This window comes from Flavobacterium sp. PMTSA4 (assembly GCF_032098525.1).
GTDB lineage: Bacteria > Bacteroidota > Bacteroidia > Flavobacteriales > Flavobacteriaceae > Flavobacterium > Flavobacterium capsici.
On sequence record NZ_CP134890.1, the window covers coordinates 1,225,552 to 1,250,144 of the forward strand.

The 24,593-nt window shown below is 33.8% G+C and carries 22 protein-coding genes, 3 tRNA genes and 1 riboswitch; of the genes, 14 read left to right on the forward strand and 11 right to left on the reverse strand.

The window, feature by feature from the left end; translation table 11 throughout:
• Positions 1 to 806: 806 nt before the first annotated feature.
• Together RN605_RS05615 and RN605_RS05620 are read right to left on the reverse strand one after the other, a co-directional pair.
• Positions 807 to 1,190: an HU family DNA-binding protein gene (locus RN605_RS05615; RefSeq protein WP_313322970.1), complete on the reverse strand. Its 384-nt coding sequence runs from the start codon at positions 1,188 to 1,190 to the stop codon at positions 807 to 809.
• Between the two features lie 360 nt (positions 1,191 to 1,550).
• Positions 1,551 to 7,427 carry a fibronectin type III domain-containing protein gene (locus RN605_RS05620; protein ID WP_313356391.1) on the reverse strand — a complete coding sequence of 1,959 codons (5,877 nt, stop codon included), beginning with the start codon at positions 7,425 to 7,427 and terminating at the stop codon, positions 1,551 to 1,553.
• Positions 7,428 to 7,719: 292 nt separating this feature from the next.
• Here RN605_RS05620 and RN605_RS05625 point away from each other — a divergent pair, with 292 nt between their 5' ends.
• Positions 7,720 to 8,217, forward strand: a complete 498-nt coding sequence (locus RN605_RS05625) for a phosphoribosyltransferase family protein (protein ID WP_313325800.1) — start codon at positions 7,720 to 7,722, stop codon at positions 8,215 to 8,217.
• Here the strand turns inward: RN605_RS05625 and RN605_RS05630 are convergent.
• On the reverse strand, positions 8,209 to 8,730 hold the full coding sequence (locus tag RN605_RS05630) for a shikimate kinase (protein WP_313322974.1): 522 nt from the start codon (positions 8,728 to 8,730) through the stop codon (positions 8,209 to 8,211). The genes RN605_RS05625 and RN605_RS05630 overlap by 9 nt on opposite strands.
• 125 nt (positions 8,731 to 8,855) lie before the next feature.
• Here RN605_RS05630 and RN605_RS05635 point away from each other — a divergent pair.
• The 7 genes from RN605_RS05635 (at position 8,856) to RN605_RS05665 (ending at position 12,932) form a co-directional block, all read left to right on the forward strand.
• Positions 8,856 to 8,928: transfer RNA gene (locus tag RN605_RS05635), tRNA-Lys, on the forward strand.
• Between the two features lie 28 nt (positions 8,929 to 8,956).
• Positions 8,957 to 9,029: transfer RNA gene (locus RN605_RS05640), tRNA-Lys, on the forward strand.
• A 41-nt stretch (positions 9,030 to 9,070) separates the two neighbouring features.
• Positions 9,071 to 9,152 (forward strand) — tRNA-Leu (locus RN605_RS05645).
• A gap of 107 nt (positions 9,153 to 9,259) precedes the next feature.
• Complete coding sequence (locus RN605_RS05650; RefSeq protein ID WP_313322976.1) at positions 9,260 to 10,156, forward strand: MerR family transcriptional regulator; 897 nt, start codon at positions 9,260 to 9,262, stop codon at positions 10,154 to 10,156.
• Positions 10,157 to 10,178: 22 nt separating this feature from the next.
• Positions 10,179 to 11,642: a phytoene desaturase family protein gene (locus tag RN605_RS05655; protein WP_313322978.1), complete on the forward strand. Its 1,464-nt coding sequence runs from the start codon at positions 10,179 to 10,181 to the stop codon at positions 11,640 to 11,642.
• 4 nt (positions 11,643 to 11,646) lie between these two features.
• Positions 11,647 to 12,486 (forward strand): phytoene/squalene synthase family protein, encoded by an 840-nt coding sequence (locus RN605_RS05660; protein WP_313322979.1) that lies wholly within the window; start codon positions 11,647 to 11,649, stop codon positions 12,484 to 12,486.
• A 2-nt stretch (positions 12,487 to 12,488) separates the two neighbouring features.
• On the forward strand, positions 12,489 to 12,932 hold the full coding sequence (locus RN605_RS05665) for a sterol desaturase family protein (RefSeq protein WP_313322981.1): 444 nt from the start codon (positions 12,489 to 12,491) through the stop codon (positions 12,930 to 12,932).
• Between the two features lie 61 nt (positions 12,933 to 12,993).
• Here the strand turns inward: RN605_RS05665 and RN605_RS05670 are convergent, their stop codons facing one another.
• The 4 genes from RN605_RS05670 to RN605_RS05685 are packed head-to-tail and all read right to left on the reverse strand — an operon-like array spanning position 12,994 to position 15,040.
• The gene (locus RN605_RS05670; RefSeq protein WP_313322983.1) at positions 12,994 to 13,533 is read right to left on the reverse strand and encodes a DUF4252 domain-containing protein; all 540 of its coding nucleotides are present in this window, start codon (positions 13,531 to 13,533) and stop codon (positions 12,994 to 12,996) included.
• Positions 13,534 to 13,539: 6 nt separating this feature from the next.
• Complete coding sequence (locus tag RN605_RS05675) at positions 13,540 to 14,064, reverse strand: DUF4252 domain-containing protein (protein WP_313322984.1); 525 nt, start codon at positions 14,062 to 14,064, stop codon at positions 13,540 to 13,542.
• Positions 14,065 to 14,097: 33 nt separating this feature from the next.
• Positions 14,098 to 14,544, reverse strand: a complete 447-nt coding sequence (locus RN605_RS05680) for a hypothetical protein (protein ID WP_313322986.1) — start codon at positions 14,542 to 14,544, stop codon at positions 14,098 to 14,100.
• Positions 14,531 to 15,040, reverse strand: a complete 510-nt coding sequence (locus tag RN605_RS05685) for an RNA polymerase sigma factor (RefSeq protein WP_313322987.1) — start codon at positions 15,038 to 15,040, stop codon at positions 14,531 to 14,533. The genes RN605_RS05680 and RN605_RS05685 overlap by 14 nt, the downstream gene beginning before the upstream one ends.
• 111 nt (positions 15,041 to 15,151) lie before the next feature.
• Between RN605_RS05685 and RN605_RS05690 the strand changes: the two genes are divergently transcribed.
• From RN605_RS05690 to RN605_RS05700, 3 genes are all read left to right on the forward strand, one after another.
• The gene (locus RN605_RS05690; RefSeq protein ID WP_313322989.1) at positions 15,152 to 16,549 is read left to right on the forward strand and encodes a S41 family peptidase; all 1,398 of its coding nucleotides are present in this window, start codon (positions 15,152 to 15,154) and stop codon (positions 16,547 to 16,549) included.
• A 447-nt stretch (positions 16,550 to 16,996) separates the two neighbouring features.
• Positions 16,997 to 17,350, forward strand: a complete 354-nt coding sequence (locus RN605_RS05695; protein WP_313322991.1) for a hypothetical protein — start codon at positions 16,997 to 16,999, stop codon at positions 17,348 to 17,350.
• A 72-nt stretch (positions 17,351 to 17,422) separates the two neighbouring features.
• On the forward strand, positions 17,423 to 17,821 hold the full coding sequence (locus RN605_RS05700; RefSeq protein ID WP_313322993.1) for a lipocalin family protein: 399 nt from the start codon (positions 17,423 to 17,425) through the stop codon (positions 17,819 to 17,821).
• A gap of 3 nt (positions 17,822 to 17,824) precedes the next feature.
• Here the strand turns inward: RN605_RS05700 and RN605_RS05705 are convergent, their stop codons facing one another.
• Together RN605_RS05705 and RN605_RS05710 are read right to left on the reverse strand one after the other, a co-directional pair.
• Positions 17,825 to 18,106: a hypothetical protein gene (locus tag RN605_RS05705; RefSeq protein WP_313322995.1), complete on the reverse strand. Its 282-nt coding sequence runs from the start codon at positions 18,104 to 18,106 to the stop codon at positions 17,825 to 17,827.
• A 186-nt stretch (positions 18,107 to 18,292) separates the two neighbouring features.
• Positions 18,293 to 20,257 carry a TonB-dependent receptor plug domain-containing protein gene (locus RN605_RS05710; RefSeq protein ID WP_313322997.1) on the reverse strand — a complete coding sequence of 655 codons (1,965 nt, stop codon included), beginning with the start codon at positions 20,255 to 20,257 and terminating at the stop codon, positions 18,293 to 18,295.
• Between the two features lie 82 nt (positions 20,258 to 20,339).
• Positions 20,340 to 20,538: riboswitch (cobalamin riboswitch) on the reverse strand.
• Between the two features lie 50 nt (positions 20,539 to 20,588).
• On the opposite strand from RN605_RS05710, the gene RN605_RS05715 reads away from it, so the two are divergent.
• Genes RN605_RS05715 through RN605_RS05725 form a run of 3 tightly spaced genes read left to right on the forward strand, consistent with a single transcriptional unit; the run spans position 20,589 to position 23,548 of the window.
• Positions 20,589 to 21,725, forward strand: coding sequence for an ABC transporter substrate-binding protein (locus RN605_RS05715; RefSeq protein WP_313322999.1), 1,137 nt, complete (start codon positions 20,589 to 20,591; stop codon positions 21,723 to 21,725).
• Positions 21,726 to 21,734: 9 nt separating this feature from the next.
• A complete protein-coding gene (locus RN605_RS05720) occupies positions 21,735 to 22,760 on the forward strand; it encodes an iron ABC transporter permease (RefSeq protein WP_313323001.1) in 1,026 nt (341 codons plus the stop codon).
• A 2-nt stretch (positions 22,761 to 22,762) separates the two neighbouring features.
• A complete protein-coding gene (locus RN605_RS05725) occupies positions 22,763 to 23,548 on the forward strand; it encodes an ABC transporter ATP-binding protein (protein WP_313323003.1) in 786 nt (261 codons plus the stop codon).
• On the opposite strand, the gene RN605_RS05730 is transcribed toward RN605_RS05725, so the two are convergent.
• A complete protein-coding gene (locus RN605_RS05730) occupies positions 23,535 to 23,987 on the reverse strand; it encodes a tRNA (cytidine(34)-2'-O)-methyltransferase (protein WP_313323004.1) in 453 nt (150 codons plus the stop codon). The two genes, RN605_RS05725 and RN605_RS05730, sit on opposite strands and share 14 nt — an antisense overlap.
• 20 nt (positions 23,988 to 24,007) lie before the next feature.
• Positions 24,008 to 24,580, reverse strand: a complete 573-nt coding sequence (locus RN605_RS05735; RefSeq protein ID WP_313323005.1) for a pseudouridine synthase — start codon at positions 24,578 to 24,580, stop codon at positions 24,008 to 24,010.
• Between the last annotated feature and the right edge of the window lie 13 nt (positions 24,581 to 24,593).

Below are 24,593 nucleotides of genomic sequence, written 5' to 3' on the forward strand. Positions count from 1 at the left end.
CTTAATTTAATCAACAATCGACTAACTACCTAAAATTTCGACAAATACAAGCCTACCTTGTCGTTCGTCGGTATTCAGGAAAAAAAAGTTACTAAAAGTAGTACGATTTAGGGGAGTAAATACTAAACTTTCTATACAAAAATAAGCAAAAAATGCTGCTTTTCGTGCGCTAATTTAACAAAATATCAACATATCACAAGAAATGTTAATAAAAAATCATTATTTTATCGAAAAAGATTACATTATCTTCATATTACTATCATTTGGATTTTGTAATTAACACGAACAATTTTTAGCACCTTGTTTTTCAGTACTTTAACAAAGCGAAGAAACAAAACAAGACTAATAGCTGTTAGTAACAATTTCCTAAAATAAAATCAAGTAAGACTATTCGACTAATCGAAAAAAGTTATTCACTAAAACCAAAATAAAGTGGTAAAAAATGGTAATTATCGGTAAGTAAAATTATATTTGCTTATCGATTTATCGAAGAGTAAGTGGAATTGCTCGAGGTCTTACAGACATACAAGCTCAAAAATACGGGATTCTAGCCGCAATTTTTGGGCTTTTTTTTATGCTTTTTAGGTGCTGCTGCCGATTTTTATACGCTATTTATGGTTTTTAAACTTCATCCGTACGAGTAAAACGCTTCGTCCGCATGAATCTTTTGCCTCGTGCGGACGAATCAAATGATTCATCAGCATGAATTTTATCCATTTTTAACCAAAAAAAGACAAAAAAAGACCCCGAGTAGTGGAATATACTCGAGGTCTTACAGTCAAACTCTCAAAAAAAGTTACGGGATTCTAGCCGGCTTTACGATAAGTAATGCTTTTCAACAACTCACGCAGTTGTTTTCCTGGACGGAAAATAATACGGTTGCTGGTAATTACATTCGCTGAAACTTCTTGTGGAAATTCCATCCCTAGAGAACTAATCCCTACTTGAAAGTTACCAATACTTCCCAGTTTGACAATTCGGCCTTGGCGCAGCTCGCTCACGATGTTGTGTTCTAACGCCATTAGTACTGCATAGCAGTCGGGCTTGGTTACGGTACACTGATAGGCAATCATTTCTGCCAGTGTATCCAAATCGGTTTCGCCATCGCCCAGTGCGGCGGCATAAAATTTTTCAGGTGCATTGAAGTCCTGAGGGTTCTTTCGGGGAAGAACCTGAAATTTAATAGCCATTTTCTTTTCGGTATTAAATTATACAAAAATTGTTTGTCTTAGTACACTCGTCGTAAGTGCCTAACTGACAGATACAAAGTTTAGCATTTGAAATGTTAATTAAAAGTAAAACTTATGCACTAATCGAGTAAGTTATTAACAAAAGATACGTATTGATAATTCTATTTTTTAAAACATCAATAATTTGACTATCAATTATTTATATTAAAAACAGCACACACTCTTTCCATTTTTATCGCAAAAGGAAAATACTTACATCTAAATTTTGCAGTTTTTTGTATTCTATGAAAGTGATTTTAAAACAAAAACCTGACACAAAAAAGCATCAGGTTTTCTATCGTTGTAAAATTGGGTTTTCTATTATCGAATCACCTTTTTGGTAACGGTTACCCCATCAACTGTGGTGATTTGTACTAACAGTACTTCGTTTACTTCACCACCGTTAAAACGAGTGGTGGCATCGTTTATATTTTTCTGTTCTAATAACAATCTTCCTCTAACGTCAAATACTTTGATAGACTGCATTTGTGTTTGCCCAGTAGTTACTACAAAATCACTTTGTCCGTCTTTATAGATAATCACTTGATTGGTATTAAATGTAGTAGTTCCTAAAGCACTATTGGTAAACTGTATTTCAAAACGATTTTCAAAAGTTCCTGCCAAAGTGGTAAAACTATAAGGCGAAGCTTTAATATCATGAACAACATTCAATAAATGGTCGACCAAATAAATGTTTTGATTCAAGAACAAGCCATCAAAATTAGACAATTGAATCTGATAACTTCCATCTGCGGAAGATCTGTATCCTAAAGGAATGATATCGCTATCTGCAAACGGTAATGCTCTACCTTGAATGGATAGTTTCAGCGCATCTTGTTTTACATATAAAGTAATAGAATTGCCTATATCTACCATTTCACCATCAAAACCTCTATCAATACCATCAGTAGCATTTTCAATATAAGCTACTAAAAGTTGCTTATAACCACCTGTGGTATTGGAAATATCCAACCAAAAACGATGTGCCTCCAGTTCGTCAGCGGTGTTTTGAGTTGGTGGATTACTCATTCTGAAAAATTGGTCGTTATTGCCATTTATACGCATACTGTTTTTGAAGACCGCATTACCCGAAGACAATCCTTTGATAAAGAATCCTTGACCAGAGGCAATTTTTCCGTTTGGAACAGCATTATTTCCTGAGGTTATTGCACTGCTGCCAGTACCTACTCCACCCGAATAATTATACATAGCATAATCTGCGGCATTATATACATTATTAGTTATAAGTGTATTGTGTGTCCAAAGATAAATGGTGGCATCAATAACTGGTACATTGGCTGCATCAGACAAGAATGAATTAGCGCTTAGCGCACTTGGATATGGATTTCCAATCAAATTGAACTGAAGAGCTCCACCAACAATAGGAATACTGATTGTTCCTGTATTTGGTACCCCTATAAATGAACCAAAGAAATAATTTGCCGTAGTAGTATTGAACGGTGCAATATCTGGTGTTCTGATTAAATATCCTTTTGCCGGTATCATAGGAACATTACTAGGTGCATACACCCAATTTCCTATGGTAGGGTCAAAAATGTAAAACAAAGTTGAACCTGAAGAAAAGTCCATCATGGTTTGAGGTGACACAGGTGTAGACCAATAGGTATAATCGTATTTTCTAACCGGAGTGCTGGTTCTTTTATAAGTAATATTACCCGTGTTGGTAAATTGCACTCCTAGATTGTTTAAAGTGTTTATTTGAACCAAACTTGCATTATTTTGGAACACTAAAGAACCTCCACTAACTTTAACATCGTTGTCAACTATTAAAGTGTGTCCCGAATTAAAAATAACCGTTCCCGAAATGACTTCAACTGAACAAGCTTGTAAAGAAGCTGTCGAACTGTAATTACCCATGAACACTGCTTTAGTACTTGAGGTTGGCACACCATTATTCCACGAAGTACCGTTCCAAGTAGTTTGAGGAGTAGTGATTACCACTGAACCTGTATTGACCGTAGGACAAATGCCATTCTGCAAGACTGCTCTAAAATAGCGAGGACCTGTAAAAGTTCCCATTTGGGCTGCCGTTAAGGTATTGGTAGTATTTGCGATAGTGGTTAATCCGGACGTAAATGCGGCGTCTGATGCATATTCCCAACGAACAATAGCATTGGAATATCCTGTTAATACCAAATCGGCCGGAGCCCAATTGGCACAGATGGTTTGATTGCTTGATAAGGTTCCTAATGTTGGGTTACTATTAACAGTCAGTGTAGATGTACCACTTGCAAAACATCCATTTGCTCCTAAAACAGTACCTGTATAAACTGTGGTTACAGCCGGTTTTGCATAGACAGATGCGGCTGGAGTACCTGCTATATAGGGAGAAGTAGCTGCACTATCAAAATACAACCCAGTAGCTGGAGCCCAAGTTACCTCAACTGCAAGATTTCCAGTTATTTTTACATTATCTACAGCCCATCCATAATCCCATGAAGCATCATAATAAAATCGGATTTTGACAGAACTATTACCCGCATAGCTACTCATATCAATAGTAGCTTGCGTAAAGTTGGATGCTGTTCCTTGAGAGGAGGTAAAGTTTGCAATTTGAGTCCATGGACCAGCATTTACAGAAACCTCAACACGAGCTTTGTTACCTGGTATAAAACGCAAATAATGATAAAATGTTAAGGTAGCGGAAGTATAGCCAGCAAAACTAATGGATGGAGACTCTAAATAGGTTATTGTTTTATTTGTTCCTGGGCTACCTTGCGCATCAGAATTGGTAAAATAAAATTTTGAAGCATCATTACTGCTTAAGGTTGTGTTCCAATAAGCACTAGTGTATGTGTAAGGACTGTTTCTTAAAGTCCAAGAAGAATTGGCAACTATTCCACCAACAGACAAATTAGTTGTAAGCCAGTTGTTGGTAGTATTGTTAAACTTTTCTTCATATATTACTGCAGGTGTAGCTGCTGCTAATGCAGCATTCAATACTTGAACGGTGCCTTGACAAAAAGTTGCACTAGCAGGAACAATAGAGATTCCTGGTGGCTCAGGTTTTACCGTAATATTTATAGACAATTGTGTGCTACATAAACTTCCTGATGTTTGAGAAAGTGTAAGCGTATAATTTGTGGATGTCGTTGGGTTAAAAGTGTAACCTGTAGCAGCCGTACCTGAAACACCTGTTGATGGTGACCAAACAAATGTATTATAACTAGAATACCCTGAAACAGTAACTACAGAAGTTGGAACCCCATAACAAATTGTTGCTGTGGTTTGGCTTAACGAAACTGCTGGAGCTGAAGTTACAGTAGCGGTTACTGGAGTTAAAAGCGAACGACAAATATTTGAAAACTTCCAATTGTAGGCGTACATCAAATAAGTATTGTCATAACCATTTCCTGTTATATTTGCTATTGTAGAAGAATAAGGGTAAGAACTATTTTCATTGTTGATGATTAATCCTCCTGCCGGCAAAGTATCAAAAGAGATTGTATAATTTCCGGCGCCTAAACTTAATCCTAAACTAATTGTTTGGGCTGTGGCTCCACCAGCCGTACTTGTCACAAAGGAATAAGTACCTAAAACAATGTTTGAAGAGTTTTTTATAGTAAATACTCCACTTTGTCCAGAAACTAACGGATATATATCCAGAGATTGAAATACAGTAGAAGAATTGACTGTAAATGAAACAAATGTTTGTAAATTATCAGAACCTAAAGCACCTCCTTGAGTCGTTGGAGATAATGGTCCTACCGAGACAATTCCTCCTGGAGCTCTTGATTGTGCATAATAAGTAGTGGTAGAAAATAAAGTTGGCGTCAAATAATTATTTCCTGTTGAGACTAAATTTGTTCCAGCAGCATCTGAAAACCATTCAATGGTTGCACCTCCACTTGGTGTTGCTTGAAGCGTAGTTGATCCACCACCACAAAGAGTTCCGTTAACAACAGGCAATAAGGAAGGAGCACTACAATCCGTACTAAAGGATTGTATCAAACTCCAAACACTTTGATCAGAACCACCACAATTACCTCGTACCCATACATAATATAATGTAGCAGGACTTAATCCTGATATTGAAGCTGTTGTAATACCTGTTCCTACAGAGCCAGTTGGGGTAACTGTGGAGCCTGGTAAATTACTTGAAGTACTCACATAATATTGATAACCATTAGATGGTGGAGGCACTGCTGCATCCCAAGATATAGACGCTGAGTTACTTGATACCGAATTAACGGTAAGGTTAGTTGGTTCAAAACATGTAGGCGAAACAATGACACTTATATCATCGACGGCTATTTTACTTTGATTTGCAAAACTATACCCTTGGAAACCTATGTAATAAACCCCTGTACTTACGGGTGTAAAATCGACAAAAGCAGTTTGATATACCGTATTCAAAATACTTGAAAGATCAAGAATTGTGATACTCATATTAGCATCAGAAGGCCCATTCCCTAACCTAACTCTTAAATTTTCAGCATATAATCCGGCACTTAAAGTGTTGTATTTAAATTTTAGACGATAGGTAACTCCAGATGTTAAACTTAATCCAGGTAGAAAAAACCAATCATCACTATCAACAGTAGTATTGGTACTAAGATGTATAGCATTAGGAGCTGAAGAAGCAATTGAATTTTTAACCTGCCATAAAACAGAATCTGCATTATAGTTTGCTATAGTGAAACAAGTTGGAGTAATATTAACGGGAGTTCCATCAAAATTTTGAAAATAGGGAATTGGAAAAGCACCGCACAAAGTAGTTAATGATGCGGTAGTACTGTAATTAAAACAATTAGAACCTGCTACTCTAATTCTATAATAATAGGTTGTAGTAGGATTTAATCCCGTAACGTTTATGGTAGTCAATCCTCCTACCAATAAATTATTATAGGCAGGCAAGATTGTGGAGAAATTACTCGTGGTAGATACATCTATTCTATAATCTATAGCTCCAGGAACAGCATCCCAGGATGCTGTGAAAGAATTTCCAAGAATCCCTGATGTAGTTAAACCTGTAGGAGCATCTGAGCACGTAGTGTTAGAATTTGAAGCCATGGCTACTAAATAATACAAAGGTCCACCTAAACAACCACTATTATAAGGTATAACCCAATAATAATAAGTAGTATTGCTTGTCAATCCTGTTTCAGTAAATGAGGTTGCATTTGAAGTACTTATAACAGTATAATTTCCAGAGATAACATCTCCTACTGACCAATAAACTCTATTAGGAATATTACTCGCCGTTGGAGGTGTGTTGGTTAAACTTCTTACTACTAAATAATTAGTAGACGCCGGCGAAGCAGCTGTAAAACTATTTCCAACAAAACTGGATGTGGTAACAGTTGTTCCACCAATAATAAGGTTAGAAGCTGCTCCGGTTGGAGAAACACAAGTAGATGAAGGTGTAAAAGTATATAATAAGCCTGAATTAGGATATTCCGTTACACTTGTTCTTACTGTATTAGAATTTGCTGTTCCCGCAATAGTCTTGTTAAACCATGTAGTATTGACATTTGCACCAGTTTGAAATCTATTCTTTACATTGCCTTGTAAAAAGTCATTCGTATTCCCTCTTATTCCAACTTGAGCATTTAAAACCGTTACATCGTCTGGGGCACAAGAACCGTATGAAATTTGAATTACGTTTGAAGTTTCTGATAAGCGTATTTGAAAATTAAAATTACCTGTTAATGATTTACGTCTGGCATTTTTCCATTCTACTACAAATGTTCTATTTGGTGAAGTTCCAATAGTACTGTAAACTATATTATCAGTAGTTGAAATTAAATCCATACCTAAAGCACTAACAGCACCTCCATTAGTATAGATTGCAGCATCACTCAATGGAATGTAAGTAGTACCTAGTGCTTGCGCACCGAAAGTAATAAATCCGTTGGGACTTATATAACATTGCGTTTGGTTACTACCATCAAAGACAAAATTAAAACCAATATTTGCCAGAAAAGCTGCCCCATTCGTATTATTATCCCAAGGAGTAGCATAGGCTACAGATGGTGTTGGAGTAGTCAACGCAGTATAAGTTCCTAAAGTTTCACTAAAGGAATAAGTGCTTACTTGGGAATAACTAAATAGACTAAAAAATAAGCTGAAAACAACTGCTAACTTTTTAGAAGTAGTTACCAATTCAAAGCATATATTTTCTAAATGTATTTTTAATTTCAAATTGCAATTCTTTTCTAAGTAAAAACTAAACATTTTTTAAAGCGGGTAAATTTATATGAAAACCAAATAATTACAATAATCTTACTGCATTTTTTTTGTATAAATAACAAAATATTCTATTTCCGTATGAATTTTAATCACTTTACTGACCAATAGTAAGTTAAATGATTTTGTTAAACAAAAAAAATACACATAATTCAAAAAAATCAGATGAACTACTAATAATTTAATCAACTTCTGAAACCTCAACTAATTTTAATTATGAATTGTCATACTAAATATTAGAATTCATACTATATTTGTCATAACCATGAATTATCAATTTATGAATCCAAACATCATACTGTCACAAGAAGAAATTGAACATAAAATTCAACGAATTGCCTATCAAATTTACGAAACATTTGGAGAAAAAGAAAGTATCATCATCGCGGGAATTTCTCAAAACGGATTCATTTTAGCCAAAAAAATTCACGAAAAACTGACCAAGATTATGCCTAATGAATTGATTTTGTGTGAAGTTTTTATAGACAAGCAAAATCCTCTTAAATCGATTACAACTTCAATCAGTAGTGACACCTATGAGAACAAAAATGTAGTCTTGATAGATGATGTATTAAACACTGGAACCACTTTAATTTATGGTGTTAGACACTTTTTAAATGTTCCGCTAAAGAAATTCAAAACTGCTGTCTTAGTAGATAGAAACCACAAAAAATATCCAGTAAAAGCTGACTTCAAAGGAATATCTTTATCAACATCAACCAAAGAACATGTTCAAGTTGTTTTTGAAGAAGACAAAAGTTTTGCCTACTTAGAGTAAAAGTGAAGTTATTTCTTTACAAATACTTGAAACATCTTTATCGTCTACCTTAATTTTATGATGTGCATTCAAGTAGTAATAACTTCGTTCAAAAAGATGTTTCCCTATAAACTCTTTTAACTCAATTTCATTTAAATCCTTGATTATAGGTCTTTGATGTTGTTCGTTAACTAATCGATTAAAAATAGTATTAATTGAAGCTTCTAAATAAATAGAAACAACCGATTTATTTTCTAAAAATAAATGATTATTATAATAACAAGGAGTTCCACCACCAGTACTAAGAATGAAACTTTCATTATTATTAATTAACCCCTCAAAAAGCTGGTGCTCTAATTTTCTAAAATAGAGTTCACCCTTTGAACTGAACAACTTTTCAATACTTAAATTTTCTTTTTCTTCTATAATTTCATCTAAATCAAGGTATTTAATTTTAGTTATTTTTCCCAATTCTTTACCAATAGTTGTTTTACCAACTCCCATATAACCAACCAAAATAATTTTACTAAGCATGATAAATCCTTATAAATTAAGCCCTTAAGGACAATGAACAAAAAAAGGTAAATTTATAATAAAATTGCTTTGAAATATAAAGAATAACGCCTTATATTTGCACCCGCATTCAAAAAAGAAAAAAAGACTCGATAGCTCAGTTGGTAGAGCACAACACTTTTAATGTTGGGGTCCTGGGTTCGAGCCCCAGTCGGGTCACAATTTTTTTCTTAATTTTAATGTAAACGACTCGATAGCTCAGTTGGTAGAGCACAACACTTTTAATGTTGGGGTCCTGGGTTCGAGCCCCAGTCGGGTCACAAAAAGTTGTTCGCCATGGCGAATGACTTTTTTTGTTTTAGGCCACGTGGAGAAATTGGTAGACTCGCTATCTTGAGGGGGTAGTGTCGCAAGACGTGTCAGTTCGAATCTGATCGTGGTCACACTTCTATAAAAAGACAAACAATCCGTTTGTCTTTTTTTTATTTACAATTATTTGTTTGACTAATTGCTTTTTTAATTACTTTTGTTTAACTTTATACAAAAAAAGATGAACAATATAAAAAGTGTATTTAGCATCAAAGACTTGGAAAACCTTTCAGGAATAAAAGCTCATACTATTCGTATTTGGGAAAAAAGATATAATATTCTTGAACCTATGCGTACCGATACCAATATAAGATTGTATGATTTAGAGAACCTTCAAAAGCTACTAAACATAACACTTTTACATGACCATGGCTATAAAATTTCAAAAATTTCACGTTTCCCTAAAGAACAGATACCAAAAATTGTAAATGAAATAGTAACCGATAAAACTGCAAAAAATCATGCCGTTAGCTCTTTCAAAATGGCAATGATGAATTTTGATCAATCTTTATTTTTTACAACTTATAACAATCTACTCTCTGAGAAATCTTTTAAGGAAATATTTTTTCAAGTATTCATCCCTTTGATTGAGGAGATTGGAATTTTATGGCAAACCGGCACTATAAGTCCAGCACATGAGCATTTTATAAGCTACTTAATCAAACAAAAAATTCTGATTAACACTGAAAAGCTTCAAGTTCAAGAACCAACAAGAGATGATAAAGTATTCATTTTGTATTTACCCTTAAATGAAATCCATGAATTGGGTTTAATGTACTTGAATTACGAAATATTATTACACGGATATAAATCAATCTATCTTGGCGAAAGTGTACCTGTAGACTCTATTAAAGATGTAAGCAATTATTTTGACAACATAAGATTTATTTGCTACATGACCGTTGAACCCAATAAAGATGACGTAAATGACTATATAAATGAGTTACAGACTGTATTTGGGAATGGTGATAGTGAGTTTTGGTTAATTGGAAGAATGACACAAAACATAAATACAAAATTATTGAACCCAAGATTTAAGTTATTTCAATCAATAGTAGATTTAACTAACAACTTATAATTTCCTTTTTGGGAAAAATTGCATGAAAAAGAAAGTAAACATTATAGGTTCAGGTTTTTCCTCATTGGCTGCCGCTTGTTATCTAGCCAAAGATGGAAATGAAGTTACGGTTTTTGAAAAAAACAATACTATTGGCGGAAGAGCAAGACAATTAAAAAAAGATGGTTTTACTTTCGATATTGGTCCAACTTGGTATTGGATGCCCGATGTTTTTGAAAGATTCTTTAATGATTTTGACAAAAAACCATCTGATTACTATGAGTTGATAAAATTATCGCCTGCCTATCAAGTGTATTTTGGAGTTAATGAATTTGTAACCATTGCAGATAATTTGCCCGAAATTGTAAAAACTTTTGAAAGTATAGAAAAAGGTAGTGGTCAAAAATTGACTTCTTTTATGAAAGAAGCGCAAGACAATTACAACATTGCTATAAAAGATTTAGTATATCGACCTGGAGTGTCACCATTAGAGCTTGTAACTTTAGAAACAGCAAAAAAAGTAAATCAGTTTTTTGGAAATATTTCTAAAGACATCAGACGAAAGTTTAAAAACACCAAACTAATTCAAATATTAGAGTTTCCTGTTTTGTTTCTTGGTGCAAAACCTTCTGACACGCCATCATTCTATAGTTTTATGAATTTTGCAGATTTTGGTTTAGGAACTTGGCATCCAAAAAACGGCATGTATAGTGTTATTTTAGCCATGGAACAATTAGCTATAGAACTTGGAGTTACAATAAAAACAAATGCTAATGTTGAAAAGATAATAGTTAATAATGGAAAAGCTGTTTCTATAATGGTAAATGGAACAGAAGAAAAGGCAGATATTATTTTAAGCGGTGCTGATTATAATCATAGCGAGACGTTGCTAGATAAAGAACATAGAGCATATTCTGAAAAGTATTGGAGTAAAAAAATATTTGCTCCTTCTTCGCTCCTATTTTATGTTGGTTTTGATAAAAAAATTGAAAACGTAGAACATCATTCTTTATTTTTTGATGTTGATTTTGATACACATGCTTCGGCAATTTACGATAATCCAAAATGGCCCAAAGAACCTTTGTTCTACGCAAGTTTTCCATCAAAAACTGATGATAACGCAGCACCACAAGGAAAAGAAGCTGGAATATTTTTAATTCCATTGGCACCAGGTTTAGAAGACTTACCAGAAACTAGGGAAGAATATTTTAACAAAATAATTATGCGTTTTGAAAATCTGACACAACAAAAAATTCGTAATAACATTATGTTTAAGGAATCTTTTTGTGTTAATGATTTTATCAAAGATTATAATTCCTATAAAGGTAATGCCTATGGTTTGGCAAACACATTGCTTCAAACTGCATTTTTGAGACCTAAATTAAAAAGCAAGAGAGTTGAAAACTTATATTTTACTGGACAATTAACCGTTCCTGGACCTGGAGTTCCGCCATCGTTAATTTCTGGAAAATTGGTTGCCGACTTGATTAAAAAAAATAAAAATTAACGCTATGAAATCTATTTTTGACACCGTATCTTTTGATTGTAGCAGGCACGTTACTAAATCCTACAGCACTTCCTTCTCAGCTGCTGTAAAAATGTTAGCTCCAAAAATCCGCCAAGATATTTATAATATTTACGGTTTTGTGCGTTTTGCAGACGAGATTGTAGATACTTTTCATGACTATAACAAAGAAGAATTATTTGCAAATTTTGAGAAAGATTTGGAAGATGCTTTAAAAAATAAAATCAGTTTAAATCCGATTTTGAATTCGTTTCAACATACGGTTCATAGGTATGCTATACCGCAATGGATGATTGATTCTTTCATGAAAAGTATGAAACTTGATTTACACAAGACAACTTATAAATCGTTTGATGAATACAATGAGTATATCTATGGTTCAGCTGATGTTGTAGGTTTAATGTGTTTGAAAGTTTTTGTTGATGGTGATGATAAAAAATTCGAAGAATTAGAACATGCAGCCATGAGATTGGGTTCTGCTTTTCAAAAAGTAAACTTCCTGAGAGATTTAAAAACTGATTTTGAAGATTTAAACAGAACTTATTTTCCAAACACTGATTTATCTCGATTAGACGAACAATCAAAAAATGAAATCATTAGAGAAATTGAAGCTGATTTTGAAGCTGGTTACAAAGGAATTGTTAAATTACCATTAGAAGCTAAATTTGGCGTTTATACTGCTTATATTTACTATAAAAAGTTATTATCCAAATTAAAAAAAACACCTTCACTCGAAATAAAAAACACGCGTATCAGAGTTCCTGATTACCAAAAATTCGGATTGCTAGCGCGTTGTTATATTAATTATCATTTAAATATTTTATAATTATGTTACTTCATATAATTGTTTTTGTACTTACATTTTGTATCATGGAATTTATGGCTTGGTTCAGTCACAAATACATCATGCATGGATTTTTATGGAAGTTACATGCCGATCATCACAAAAAAGACCACGATTCATGGTTTGAGCGCAACGATGCTTTTTTCCTTTTTTATGCAGTAATAAGTGTTGGGTTCTTTTTATTATGGCAAAATGATATTCTGAAAATTGGATTGGCTATTGGATTGGGAATTTTTGCTTATGGTATTGCTTATTTTATAGTTCATGATATTTTTATTCATCAACGATTTAAAATGTTCAGAAACGCTAATAACAGATATGCAAAAGCGGTCAGAAGAGCTCATAAAATGCACCATAAACATCTAGGGAAAGAAGATGGAGAATGTTTTGGAATGCTGGTTGTTCCGTTTAAATATTTCAAAAATTAAAAAAAGTCCTGAGAATTCAGGACTTTCTTCTTTTATAATCAACCTTACCTTAAAGTATATTTTATTTTACCAAACCTTCTAAAGGTTTTAATTGTGCCATATCAACATTTGCATTTTTCATAATAGCCAAAATTGACATAATATTGTTTGGATTCATATCGTCACCCAGAATTCTCACTAAAGCAAAACCTGTATCTTTTCCTTTGGCATAAACCACAAACTCATTAATGTGATCTTCATCACCAACAAAACTAATGGATGCCGAGTTACTACCTGAACCAACTTTCATTAACTCTTGATAGTCTTCTCCTTTTAGAATTTGTTTAATTTTTGCTGTTTCTGCTTCAAATTGTTTCTGCTTCGTTCCGGTGCTATCCATTTTGAAAGCGATGATGTTCATTTTGTCAAATGATTCTAAAGCGTTCTTTTCTTCAGCACTAAGTTTTGCTTTATCTACATTGATAATGTTTGATGAAACATCTACCGAAATAAAATCTTTGCTTTCTGAATTGTCTACAAAATAGCGTTGTAAACTTGGCTCTGAATTGCAGCTTAAAAGCATCGCTGCAATAATAAATCCTATTAAATGTGCTAATTTCATAACTTATTATTTTTTGCCTTTAGATGCTTTTTTCAAATCATCGCCACCAGGTAAATTCATTTTATCGGTTAACACTGAAATGTCATTCAAATCAAAGTCACCTACTAATGATAGTAATACGGTTTGCTCTTTTGGTGCACCTTCCACAAACATGAATAATTCTTTTACCAAAGTGTCTTTGCTACCAGAACGAACGTAAATTTTCACGCTTTTTCCACCTTGATTAACTCGCATTAACTCTTCTAAATTAGCTGATTTTAAATATTTATCAGCAGTTGATTTCATCTCTACGGCTTTTGCACTGTTATCTGTTACAAACACTTTTAAGTTATCTAACTTTTTAATCAAGTTTACATATTGCTGTGTTTCTTTGTCTTCAACTTTCATTTTACTCATCAGTTGAAACATTTTTTGATTCACAATTACTGCAGTTACCTTGTCTTGGTCTTCAAACTTATCAAAAAGTGATTGCTGACCAAAAAACATGTTGGTTGCTAATAATAAAGCTAAAGTTAATAGTGCCTTTTTCATTGATTTATAATTTTTTGTTTTCATGATTTCTTTTTATTTAAAAATTTTGTCTTTTGATTGTTGATACTCGCTAATATAACTCATACTTTCAATACCTGTGTTTACATTTGTTGAAATTAAATCCAATGCTTTTTGGGTTTCTTTGAATGCCAATTCTGGGTCATCAAAGGTTCCTAAATCATCTTTAGAATTTCCAAAAGATGCATTGTAAACATAAAAACTAACACCAAGCATCACCACTACAGAAGCTGCTATAGACAACCAAGTTGTATAATTTCTTTTTTTAGGGGTTAAGGCTACTTTAGCAGTAAACTGTTCTTGTTTTGCTTGAGAGAAATAACCAAACATTGGTTTGTATTGTTCCAAATGCTGCGCAACATCGGATGATGAAAAATAATTTTTCAATTCTTTTTCTTCGGCAATACTTGTTTCTCCTTGAAAGTATTTTTCTAATAATATTTCTATTCTATCCAATTCCATAACGGTGTGTTTTTATCATTCGTTCTTTAATCGTTTTTCGTGCTCTTGATAAAGCAACTCTAACGGCTGTTTCATTCATCTCCAAAACAGTGCCAATTTCTTCAAACTCCATTTCTTCAATATCTCGCATTTGCACTATCAGTTTTTGTTGTTCGGGTAAATCTTGCATTATCTTTTCTACCCAGTTCCAACTATCGCTGTCTTCTACTTTTTGTTGTAAACTCGCTTCTCGGTCAGTATAATTGTTGTGAACAATTTTTAAATTACTTGCTCTTTTTGACTTTAATTGATCCAAACAAAAATTTTTTGTCATGGTCATTGCTAAAGCTTCTACACTATTATACGAACCCAAAGTTTCATTTTTATTCCAAAGTTTTACTAAAACTTCTTGAGTAGCGTCTTCGGCTTCTTCGGTGCTTACGAGTAATCGTTTGGCTAGCCGAAAAAGTTTATCCTTAAAAGGAGAAACGATTTGCATAAACTCATTTTGATTCATTAGTTTAAGTTTGGTTCTATAATGAAGACGAGACACCTATTATTTTGTTACAAATAATATTAATTTAAACTAAACTTACTAAATTTACGTTTATAAAAATAAAATTGCATTATGAAAAAAAACCTTTTATACCTGCTCATTGCCTTCTTGTTTGTTTCAATAACAAGCTGTGAAGATGCTGATGACAATCCGGTACCTTCGGCGTTAGTCGTAAAAGACTTCGTTTGGAAAGGAATGAATTTATACTATTTATGGCAAGCCGATAGTCCCGATTTGGCTGATGACCGCTTTGCTACACAAACACAATTGAATGTTTTTTTAGAAACTTTTGAAACGCCTACTGATGTGTTTAATCATTTAAGAATTGACAACTCTATCGATAGATTCAGTGTAATTTTTAGCGATTACAGAGTGCTTGAAGGTGTTTTAACAGGTAATACCAAAAACAACGGAATGGATTTTGCCCTTAGATATGCCGATGCTTCCGAAACTGCCGTTATTGGTTGGGTGCGCTATATTATTCCAAATTCAGATGCTTCAACTAAAGACATTCAACGCGGAGATATTTTTTATGCCATTGATGGAGTTCCACTTACTGCAGATAATTTTAATTCGCTTTTAGCAAACGATACTTACACTGTTAATTTAGCCGATTATAACGGCACTACATTTGTGCCAAACGGACAATCAGTAACGTTAACCAAAACCGATTTGCCAGAAAACCCAATTCTAGTAAGCTCAGTTATTCCTCAAGGAACACACAACATTGGCTACTTGATGTACAACGGATTTTATTCTGCCTACGACAACCAGTTGAATACTGCTTTTGGAAGTTTTCAATCGCAAAATGTAACCGATTTGGTTCTAGATTTACGTTATAATTCGGGTGGTTCTGTGGCTACAGCTACTAAACTTGCCAGCATGATTACAGGTCAATTTACCAACCAATTGTTTGCAAAACAGCAATGGAATGCCAAAGTACAAGCCTATTATGAAAACAATAATCCTGGTGCGTTAGAAAACAAATTCGTTGGCGGATTAAACAGTTTAAACCTCAACAAAGTATATGTATTGACTACCAAAAGCACGGCTTCGGCAAGCGAATTGATTATTAATTGTTTGAAACCTTATATCAATGTGGTTCAAATTGGCGATGTTACCACAGGTAAAAACGTAGGTTCAGTAACGCTATACGACTCGCCTAACTTTACCAAAACCGATGTTAACCCAACGCATAAATATGCTATGCAACCCATAACGTTTAGAATCGTTAATAAAGATAACTTTGGCGAATACTCAACAGGAATTACTCCTAATTTTTCTTTGGTAGAAAACTTGGCGAACCTTGGCGAACTAGGCAACCCAACCGAGCCTTTGCTTAGCGCAGCCATTACTCAAATTATTGCCAGCGGAAGAATGCCACAAAGTCCTGAAAATATGCAACGTGACTTTAAAGATGCCAAATCAATCAATCCTTTGCGTACCGAAATGTATTTGGACTTGAAGTAATTTTGAAACTACATACCAAAAAAGGAACTCCATTAGAGTTCCTTTTTTTCATATCACTCATTAAATAAGTAGCAGATTATATTTCCAAGATGCATATTAGTATTTCTATTATGTAAGATAGTGTTTCCTCTTTGCAAGATACCGTTTCCAAAGCGCAAGACTTTATTTCTATCGTGAGAGATAGTATTTCTATCGTGTAAGAAAGAGTTTCCATCTCACTAGACTCTATTTCCATTATGCAAGATGGTGTTTCCAAAGTGTTAGATGATGTTTCCAAATTGAAAGATTAAATTTATATCAACCTCTATAAATTTATTAACCTCAAAAAAGAAATAGCGTAGTAGTGTATTACAATATTTGTTATTTTAGCGAGAGTAAATGTTCGAAAAGTTTATGAGAACTTGAGTATGTTTGCTGGTTGGCAGTAACTTAAAAAAGAATGCTCAAATGAAATATATCTTTTTAATGACATTGTTTTTTTGTTTAACTTCTTTAAAGCAAGAAAATAAACTTAATGGAGCATATAATGTCGTTTTTGAAAATTATTTTGATAATGATGGTTATGTAACATTTTATGGTGATAATTTTAAATGGAGACCATTCCATTACTTGCCCTTTGAGGGTAAAATTAACTATCATAAAAACACCATTTATTTGGAAAGTGATTCAAATTTAATTTATGGAATACGTACTGAAAATATAAAAAATGATACCATTGTTTTTTCAGTGCATGACAAAAATGGAAAAGGAAATTGGTTGGATATAGCAATTGGAAGAGGTAAACTTATAAAAGTAAAATAATAAACTACTGCAAAAATCTCCAGCATTTAAGAACTAAAAAAATAAAACATACATAAATAAAAATCACAACCCATGAACACCAAACACCTACTCTGCTCTTTGCTGGTTTTACTAGTTACAGCAACTACCTTTGCCCAAAAATCGAACGCCGAAAAAATATTGGGCTGTTGGGTTTTGAAGAAAATGGAATTCTCAAATCCTGCTAACGATGCACCCGAATTATCGGAAGAAGCCATGAACTCTTATGTGTGTTTTGAAAAAGACGGCACGTTTACTACGCGATTGGGCGGAAACGAATCGGAAGTGGTGAAAGGCAAGTATCAAATTTCTGCCGACGGGAAAACCCTAACCCAAAGCCGAGACATTCAAGACGAAGGCAACGACGAACAAGCTGAAATTTCCGTGCTTGATGATACGAAACTAGAACTCAAACTGGAGTTTGGCGTGATGTATTTTGTTAGGAAAAACTAGTTTTTAGTACAATTCTATTTTAAAATATCGGATAACAAACAGTATTGTTGCTACATTCAGCACCACTCCTAGCCAATAGAATTTATTCCAGTCGTCTTTGTTTATGATAATTTCTGCCACATTAAAAATCAGTAACAAGAAAACCATCACGAATATAATTATCCACTGAAAAGGCAAAGAAGTTGTCAGTATACCATTTGGTGCGCTGCTGGCAAGTATAACAAAAAGTGTAAAAAACAGCGTTAGAACACTTAGACTTAAATAGATTTTATTTTTGGTCGACATTTGCTTCAGTTTTTATTCAAAGCTAAACATTATTATTAAAAAAGGCTAACATCTCTGTTAGCCTTTTCTCCACAATTACAAAACGATGTTTAACCCAACTTTTAATTTTTTTTTGGTTGACAAATTAAACCTGACAGGTTTTTGAAACCTGTCAGGTTTGTCGGTTTTGTTTACAAACTATTATAGTTACAAAACGATGTTTAACCCGATTTTGAAATTTCTTCCTCTGGTGGAATAGCCAATATTTTCTACAAATTCTTCGTTGAAAATATTAGTAGCCGCACCAAAAACAGTCATTCTATTCTTTATCAATTCATATTTTACCAAAGCATTCACCAACTGGTACGAATCTAGCTCAACTGGTAAAACAGAAAAAGAATCATTGTTATAATAAGCATCTTTGCGCGCATCAAAATACTGATAACTTAGATTGAAAAGCGTTCGGCTGGTAGGTTGAAAATCCAAACTTGCATTGGCTTTATGCTTCGGAATCAATCTATCCAAAGCTTCATCAACCTGCGTGAACGTATAGTTTGCATTCAAATGCAACTTGGAAGTAACCACATAGCGCAACGAGGTTTCTACACCTTTGGCTTTGGTTTTTCCATCAATATTAATATAGTAGGCATCAAAAGTGGTTGGATTGAAATAAAAATCAATCGCATTGTTCTGGTCGCGGTAAAAAGCTACGGCGTTTAGCGTTACTTTTTTGCTGAACAATTGGGTTTCAAAACCAGCTTCGATAGTAGCGTTTTTCTCTGGCGTCAAATCGGCGTTGCCATATTCTGAATACAATTGGTACAAACTTGGCGTAACATATGCTGTGCTATACGACGCTAAAACTTTTAAAGGAAAAGCGGTTTTAAAGTTATAAGAAGGATTAAAATTGTACACAAAATTAGTTCCGTAAGCGCTGTGATTGTTCAATCGAGCACCCGCATTTACATTCAAACCAAATTCAGAATTATAAACCACAGTAGTATATCCGTCAACAATGTTGAACTTGGTTGCGTCTTCCTCAATCGTGCTGAAAGGCGTTTGACTCAACATATCGAAATACTGATAATTGGCACCTAAAATAACCGAGAATTGCTTGTTGAAATTGTATTTATTGTACCCATCAACCACAATGCTTCTCGACTCATACAACGAATAATCAACCGTGTTAGAATAGGTATTCAACTCGTCATAATCTCGTTTGATTCGGGTAAAACCAGAGTCTAAAATGAATTCACCTTTACTGTATTTATACTTTGGCACAAACCCAAAACGCACTTGCTCTGAAGTAGTTTCATTTACATCAGTATCCAAAGTAAAATTAGTATCAGAAGAAGTGCTGAAAGCCAAATCATAAGCGTTTTTGATTTTATCATAGTTTCCAAAAAAGTCTAATGATAACTTATCAGTCGCTTTGAAGCCCAACTTTGCCAGGAAGTTTTGTCTCGAAAAAGGATCGTTTTCATAATTCTCGGAATTTGAAAAACCACCAATTTGCGACATACCATCCGTTTCGGTAGAATTGAAACCAGCAAAATAATTTACTTTTTTTACGGTTCCGTTTACCGAAATTCCTTGGTTAAATTCTTGCCCGTTGTAGTGATGATTATCTGCTGTGTTGTTAGAACCAATGTTCATATATACATTACCTTCAATTTCTTTTTTAGAAGATTTTTTCAGTGTGATATTGATAACACCAGTTGCGGCGCCAGTACCATAAAGCGTGCTTGCTGCACCTTTCATAATTTCAATTTTCTCTACTTGTTCTACCGGAAGCAAACGCAAATCGTATTCAAAACTGATTCCCGAAGCATCCGTTACCGGAACGCCATCAATTAAAATCAACACCTGACGGTTTTTTCCACCGCGAATGTAATAGCCTAAGTTTTTACCATTAGCCGATTGGTTTCCGTTTATTTCAACACCAGTAACCTGACTTAAAACCGTGGCCAAGCTTTGACCTGATTTCTTTTCTAAATCAGCCGCCGAAATGACTTCAATTACTTTTCCTGATTTTTCTCTGCTTTGTGAAAATTTAGTGTCAGAAATGACTACTTCGTTTAATGCGTTTACCGCAAGCGAATCTTGTTCCTGTGCAACAGCACACGAACTTATCAATGCAAAAAAAGCACTGATGCGAATTGTTTTTTTCATTTTTTAATTAAACAATAGTTTACTAATAATGGGAGAAAAGCATAGAATTTACCCATACCCAAACCTTTTTTCCCGAAAGTTTGTTACTCAATGAATAAAGGCAGGTTTCCTGGCTTGCGTCTTGTTGTCGACCTTCTCATTCGCCTTGGCAAACAATGGTAATGTAGATGACAACAAGCTTGATAGCTTACAGTTGCGGGAACAGCTTTGGATTTTAACCAAATTCCCTTTTAATGTTTTTTCACAAAAGCGAAAGAACAACCAAAATTCAGGTGCAAATGTAACTTAATTTATTAAAAACAAAAGTTTACTTTTGTAAAAACTTCTTCATATGAAATTCACAATTAAAACCATCTTATTGCTTGCAGTTGTTTGTTTCTTTGTTCAATGTAAAAAAGAAACTTCACAAAAAAATGTATTGTTAGCAAAGAATACTGTGCAACACGCAAAAGGTTTTTCTATTGAAAATTATGAAGGTTACTCGGTGGTTAAGGTTAGTAATCCTTGGCCAAATGCTTCTAAAAGTTACACATACATTCTAAAAAAGGAAAAAGGAATTGTTCCGGATAGTTTGCAAAACAATCCTGTTATCAATGTTCCGATAAAATCAATAGTAGTCACGTCAACCACGCACATACCATCATTAGAAATGCTCGATGTAGAGAAAACTTTGGTTGGTTTTCCGAATTTAAAATACATTTCATCCGAGAAAGTGAGAACCTTAATTAATGAAGGAAAAGTAAAAGAATTGGGCAGTAATCAATCGCTTAACACCGAAGTATTGATTGATTTACAACCCGATGTTATCATTGGTTATAGTATTGACAACGATACAAAATCATTGGACAATTTAGAAAAAAGTGGTTTGAAAGTTCTACTAAACGGCGATTGGAACGAAGAAACACCTTTAGGAAAAGCAGAATGGATAAAACTTTTTGGTGCATTATACGACAAGCAAGATAAAGCCAACGAGTTGTATACTATCATCGAAAAAGATTATTTAAAAACCATTGATATTGCCAAATTGGACAGCATTGTGCCAACAATTTTGGTTGGTGATATGTTTCAAGACAAATGGTATTTACCCAAAGGAACCAGTTGGGGAAGTATTTTATTGAAGCAAGCCAATGCAAATTATTTATGGTCTGAAACCACTGGAACTGGAAGTTTGTCACTTTCTTTTGAAACCGTTTATTTCAAAGCAAAAGACGCTGATTTTTGGATAACTTCGGGTCAGTTTTCTACACTACAGGAAATGCTGGATGCCAATACGCATTACGGACAATTTGAAGCCTTCAAAAAAGGAAACGTCTATTCATTTACCAGAAAAAAAGGAGAAACAGGTGGTGTTTTGTATTATGAATTAGCACCGAATCGACCTGATATGGTTTTGAAAGATTTAGTGAAAATTCTGCATCCCGATTTATTGCCTGGTTATGAACCTTTTTTCTTTGAAAAACTGAAATAGCTTTACTTAATGTTTAAAAACCGAACCTCTTTTCTGTTCTCCATTTTGACTTTGTTATTGCTGCTGTCAATACTGTTGAATATTTCGTTTGGTCAGGTTGCTATACCTTTTAAGGAGATTTTCAAAAGTATTTTTGGTTCGTCAGCCAGCAAAGAAACTTGGGATTATATCATCATCAATTATCGGTTACCAAAAGCAATCACGGCTATTTTAGTTGGAATTTCATTATCCATTAGTGGTTTACTAATGCAAACATTTTTTAGAAATCCATTGGCTGGTCCGTTTGTTCTAGGTTTGAGTTCGGGTTCAAGTTTAGGTGTTGCTTTTGTAGTGCTTGGCAGTAGTTTTTTGCCACTATTTCTAACCGATTTTCTACTTTCTTCTCACGGAATTATTCTAGCTTCTTGTGCTGGAAGTTTTTTGGTATTGCTTCTCATTTTTATAGTTTCCAAATACTTGCGCGATGTTATGTCGATACTTATTGTCGGGCTAATGTTTAGTAGTTTTACTTCGGCCATTGTTAGTATTCTGACCTATTTCAGCACTGCAGCACAATTGCAAAAATTCACCTTTTGGTCTATGGGAAGTTTAGGAAACCTTACTTGGGGAAATTTGACTTTTTTAACTGTAGTCATTAGCATCGGGTTAATTATAAGTATTTCTTCTTTGAAATCATTGGATGCTTTACTGCTAGGTGAAAACTATGCTAAAAGTATGGGATTGAATTTTAAACGATTCAAAAATACTATTATTATAAGTACGAGTTTGTTAACTGGAAGTATCACTGCTTTTGTTGGACCTATTGCTTTTATTGGTTTAGCAGTTCCACATTTGGCAAAATTGCTTTTTCAAACCAGTAATCATCGAATTTTATTTGCAGGAACTTTGTTAATCGGTGCAATAATTATGTTACTTTGTGATAGTATTTCGCAATTGCCAGGAATGGATTTTACGCTGCCAATCAATGCTATAACATCGTTAGTTGGAGCGCCAATTGTGATTTGGTTAATCATCAAAAAAAAGAATTTAATTTAAAATTGAGCAATAAAAGTATCATATCAACAGTTAATTTATCTATTGGTTATTCAACCAAAAAAGGTACTAAAGTAATTGCTGAAAATCTAAATTTATCACTAGCCAAAGGAAAACTAATAACACTTGTTGGCGCGAATGGAATTGGAAAATCTACCTTATTAAGAACTTTAACAGGTATTCAAAAACCGCTTTCGGGTGATGTTTTTTTGGAAGAAAAAAACATTCGAGAACTAGATGATTTAGAATTGGCCAAAAACCTCAGTTTGGTATTAACCGAAAAATTACCGCCGAGTAATTTGACTGTTTTCGAATTGATTGCACTTGGCAGACAACCTTATACCAATTGGTTAGGAAAACTTTCTGAAGATGATTTGAAGATTGTAAACGATGTCATGCAATTGACTCAAACCATAGATTTGGCTCAAAAGAAACACTATCAAATCAGTGATGGACAATTGCAAAAAGTAATGATAGCTCGTGCTTTGGCTCAAGATACTTCTATTATTATTTTGGATGAACCCACAACGCATTTAGATTTATTACACAAAGTTTCTGTCTTTAAACTCTTAAAAAAACTATCACAAGAAACCAATAAATGCATCTTGTTTTCAACTCATGACATTGATTTGGCAATACAACTAAGTGATGAAATGATTGTCATGACCGAAGAAAAAGTATATCAAGATCAACCTTGTAATTTAATTTCAGAAGGTGCTTTTAATCGTTTGTTTGAAGATGAAAAAATATCTTTTGATGGAACGAAAGGGAAGTTTGTTATTTCAAATTAATCTGTCTTTTCGCTTCTCCAACCACGAAAGCTACCGAATTAGCGATATTGTAACTTCGAATTAAATTGGACATCGGAATTTTTAAATGATTTTCAAATTGATCCATAACTTCTTCTGATAAACCAACGCTTTCTTTACCAAAAACCAACCAGTCGCCATCTTGAAAATCCGCTTCATAAATGGATTTATCAACTCTTGAACTCATCAAAAAAACCCTCGATTTGTCTTGAATTTGAGCAATCCAGTCATCAACATTATCGTATTCTTTCCATTCCAAATGTACCCAATAATCCAAACCAGAACGTTTTAAATTAGAATCTGTAATTTCAAAACCATATGGTTTTATTAAATGCAATCGGCTTTCTGTTCCAACACACAAACGACCAATATTTCCTGTATTATTTGGTATTTCGGGTTCTACTAAAACAATGTTTAACATTTGTCAATTTGGTTATTTGGTTATTCAAAAAAAGTATCTACTTCAAGAACTTCTCCTGCTTTTAGATTTTGCAAATGTATGTTTCCTACTCGAATTCTCACTAATCGCAAGGTTGGAAATCCAACTGCGGCAGTCATTTTTCTCACTTGACGGAACTTGCCTTCGGTCAAAGTTATCGAAACCCAAGAAGTTGGTCCGTGACGTTCATCCCTAATTCTTCTTCCTTCACCAATGCATTCAGGTAGTTTATGAGTAATTTTTGCTTCGCATTTTTTGGTTGTATATCTAATGCCTTTGAATCCAATTTCTACACCATTTTTTAATTGTTGAATTGCCTCATCAGTTATAATTCCATCAACTTGTGCGTAGTATTCTTTTGCAACGGATTTACTTCTGACTATTTCACTCATCATTCCATCCGTAGTCAACAAAAGTAAACCTTCTGAATCTTCGTCTAATCTACCAATTGCCATTGTTCCTTCGGGAAAATCAAATAATTCTCCGAGCAATTTTTTGGGTCTCTTCTTTTCGTAGATAAATTGACTCAGATAACCATGTGGTTTATGAATTAGAAAATGGCTGTGTTTCTTCATTTGGCTAAAATAA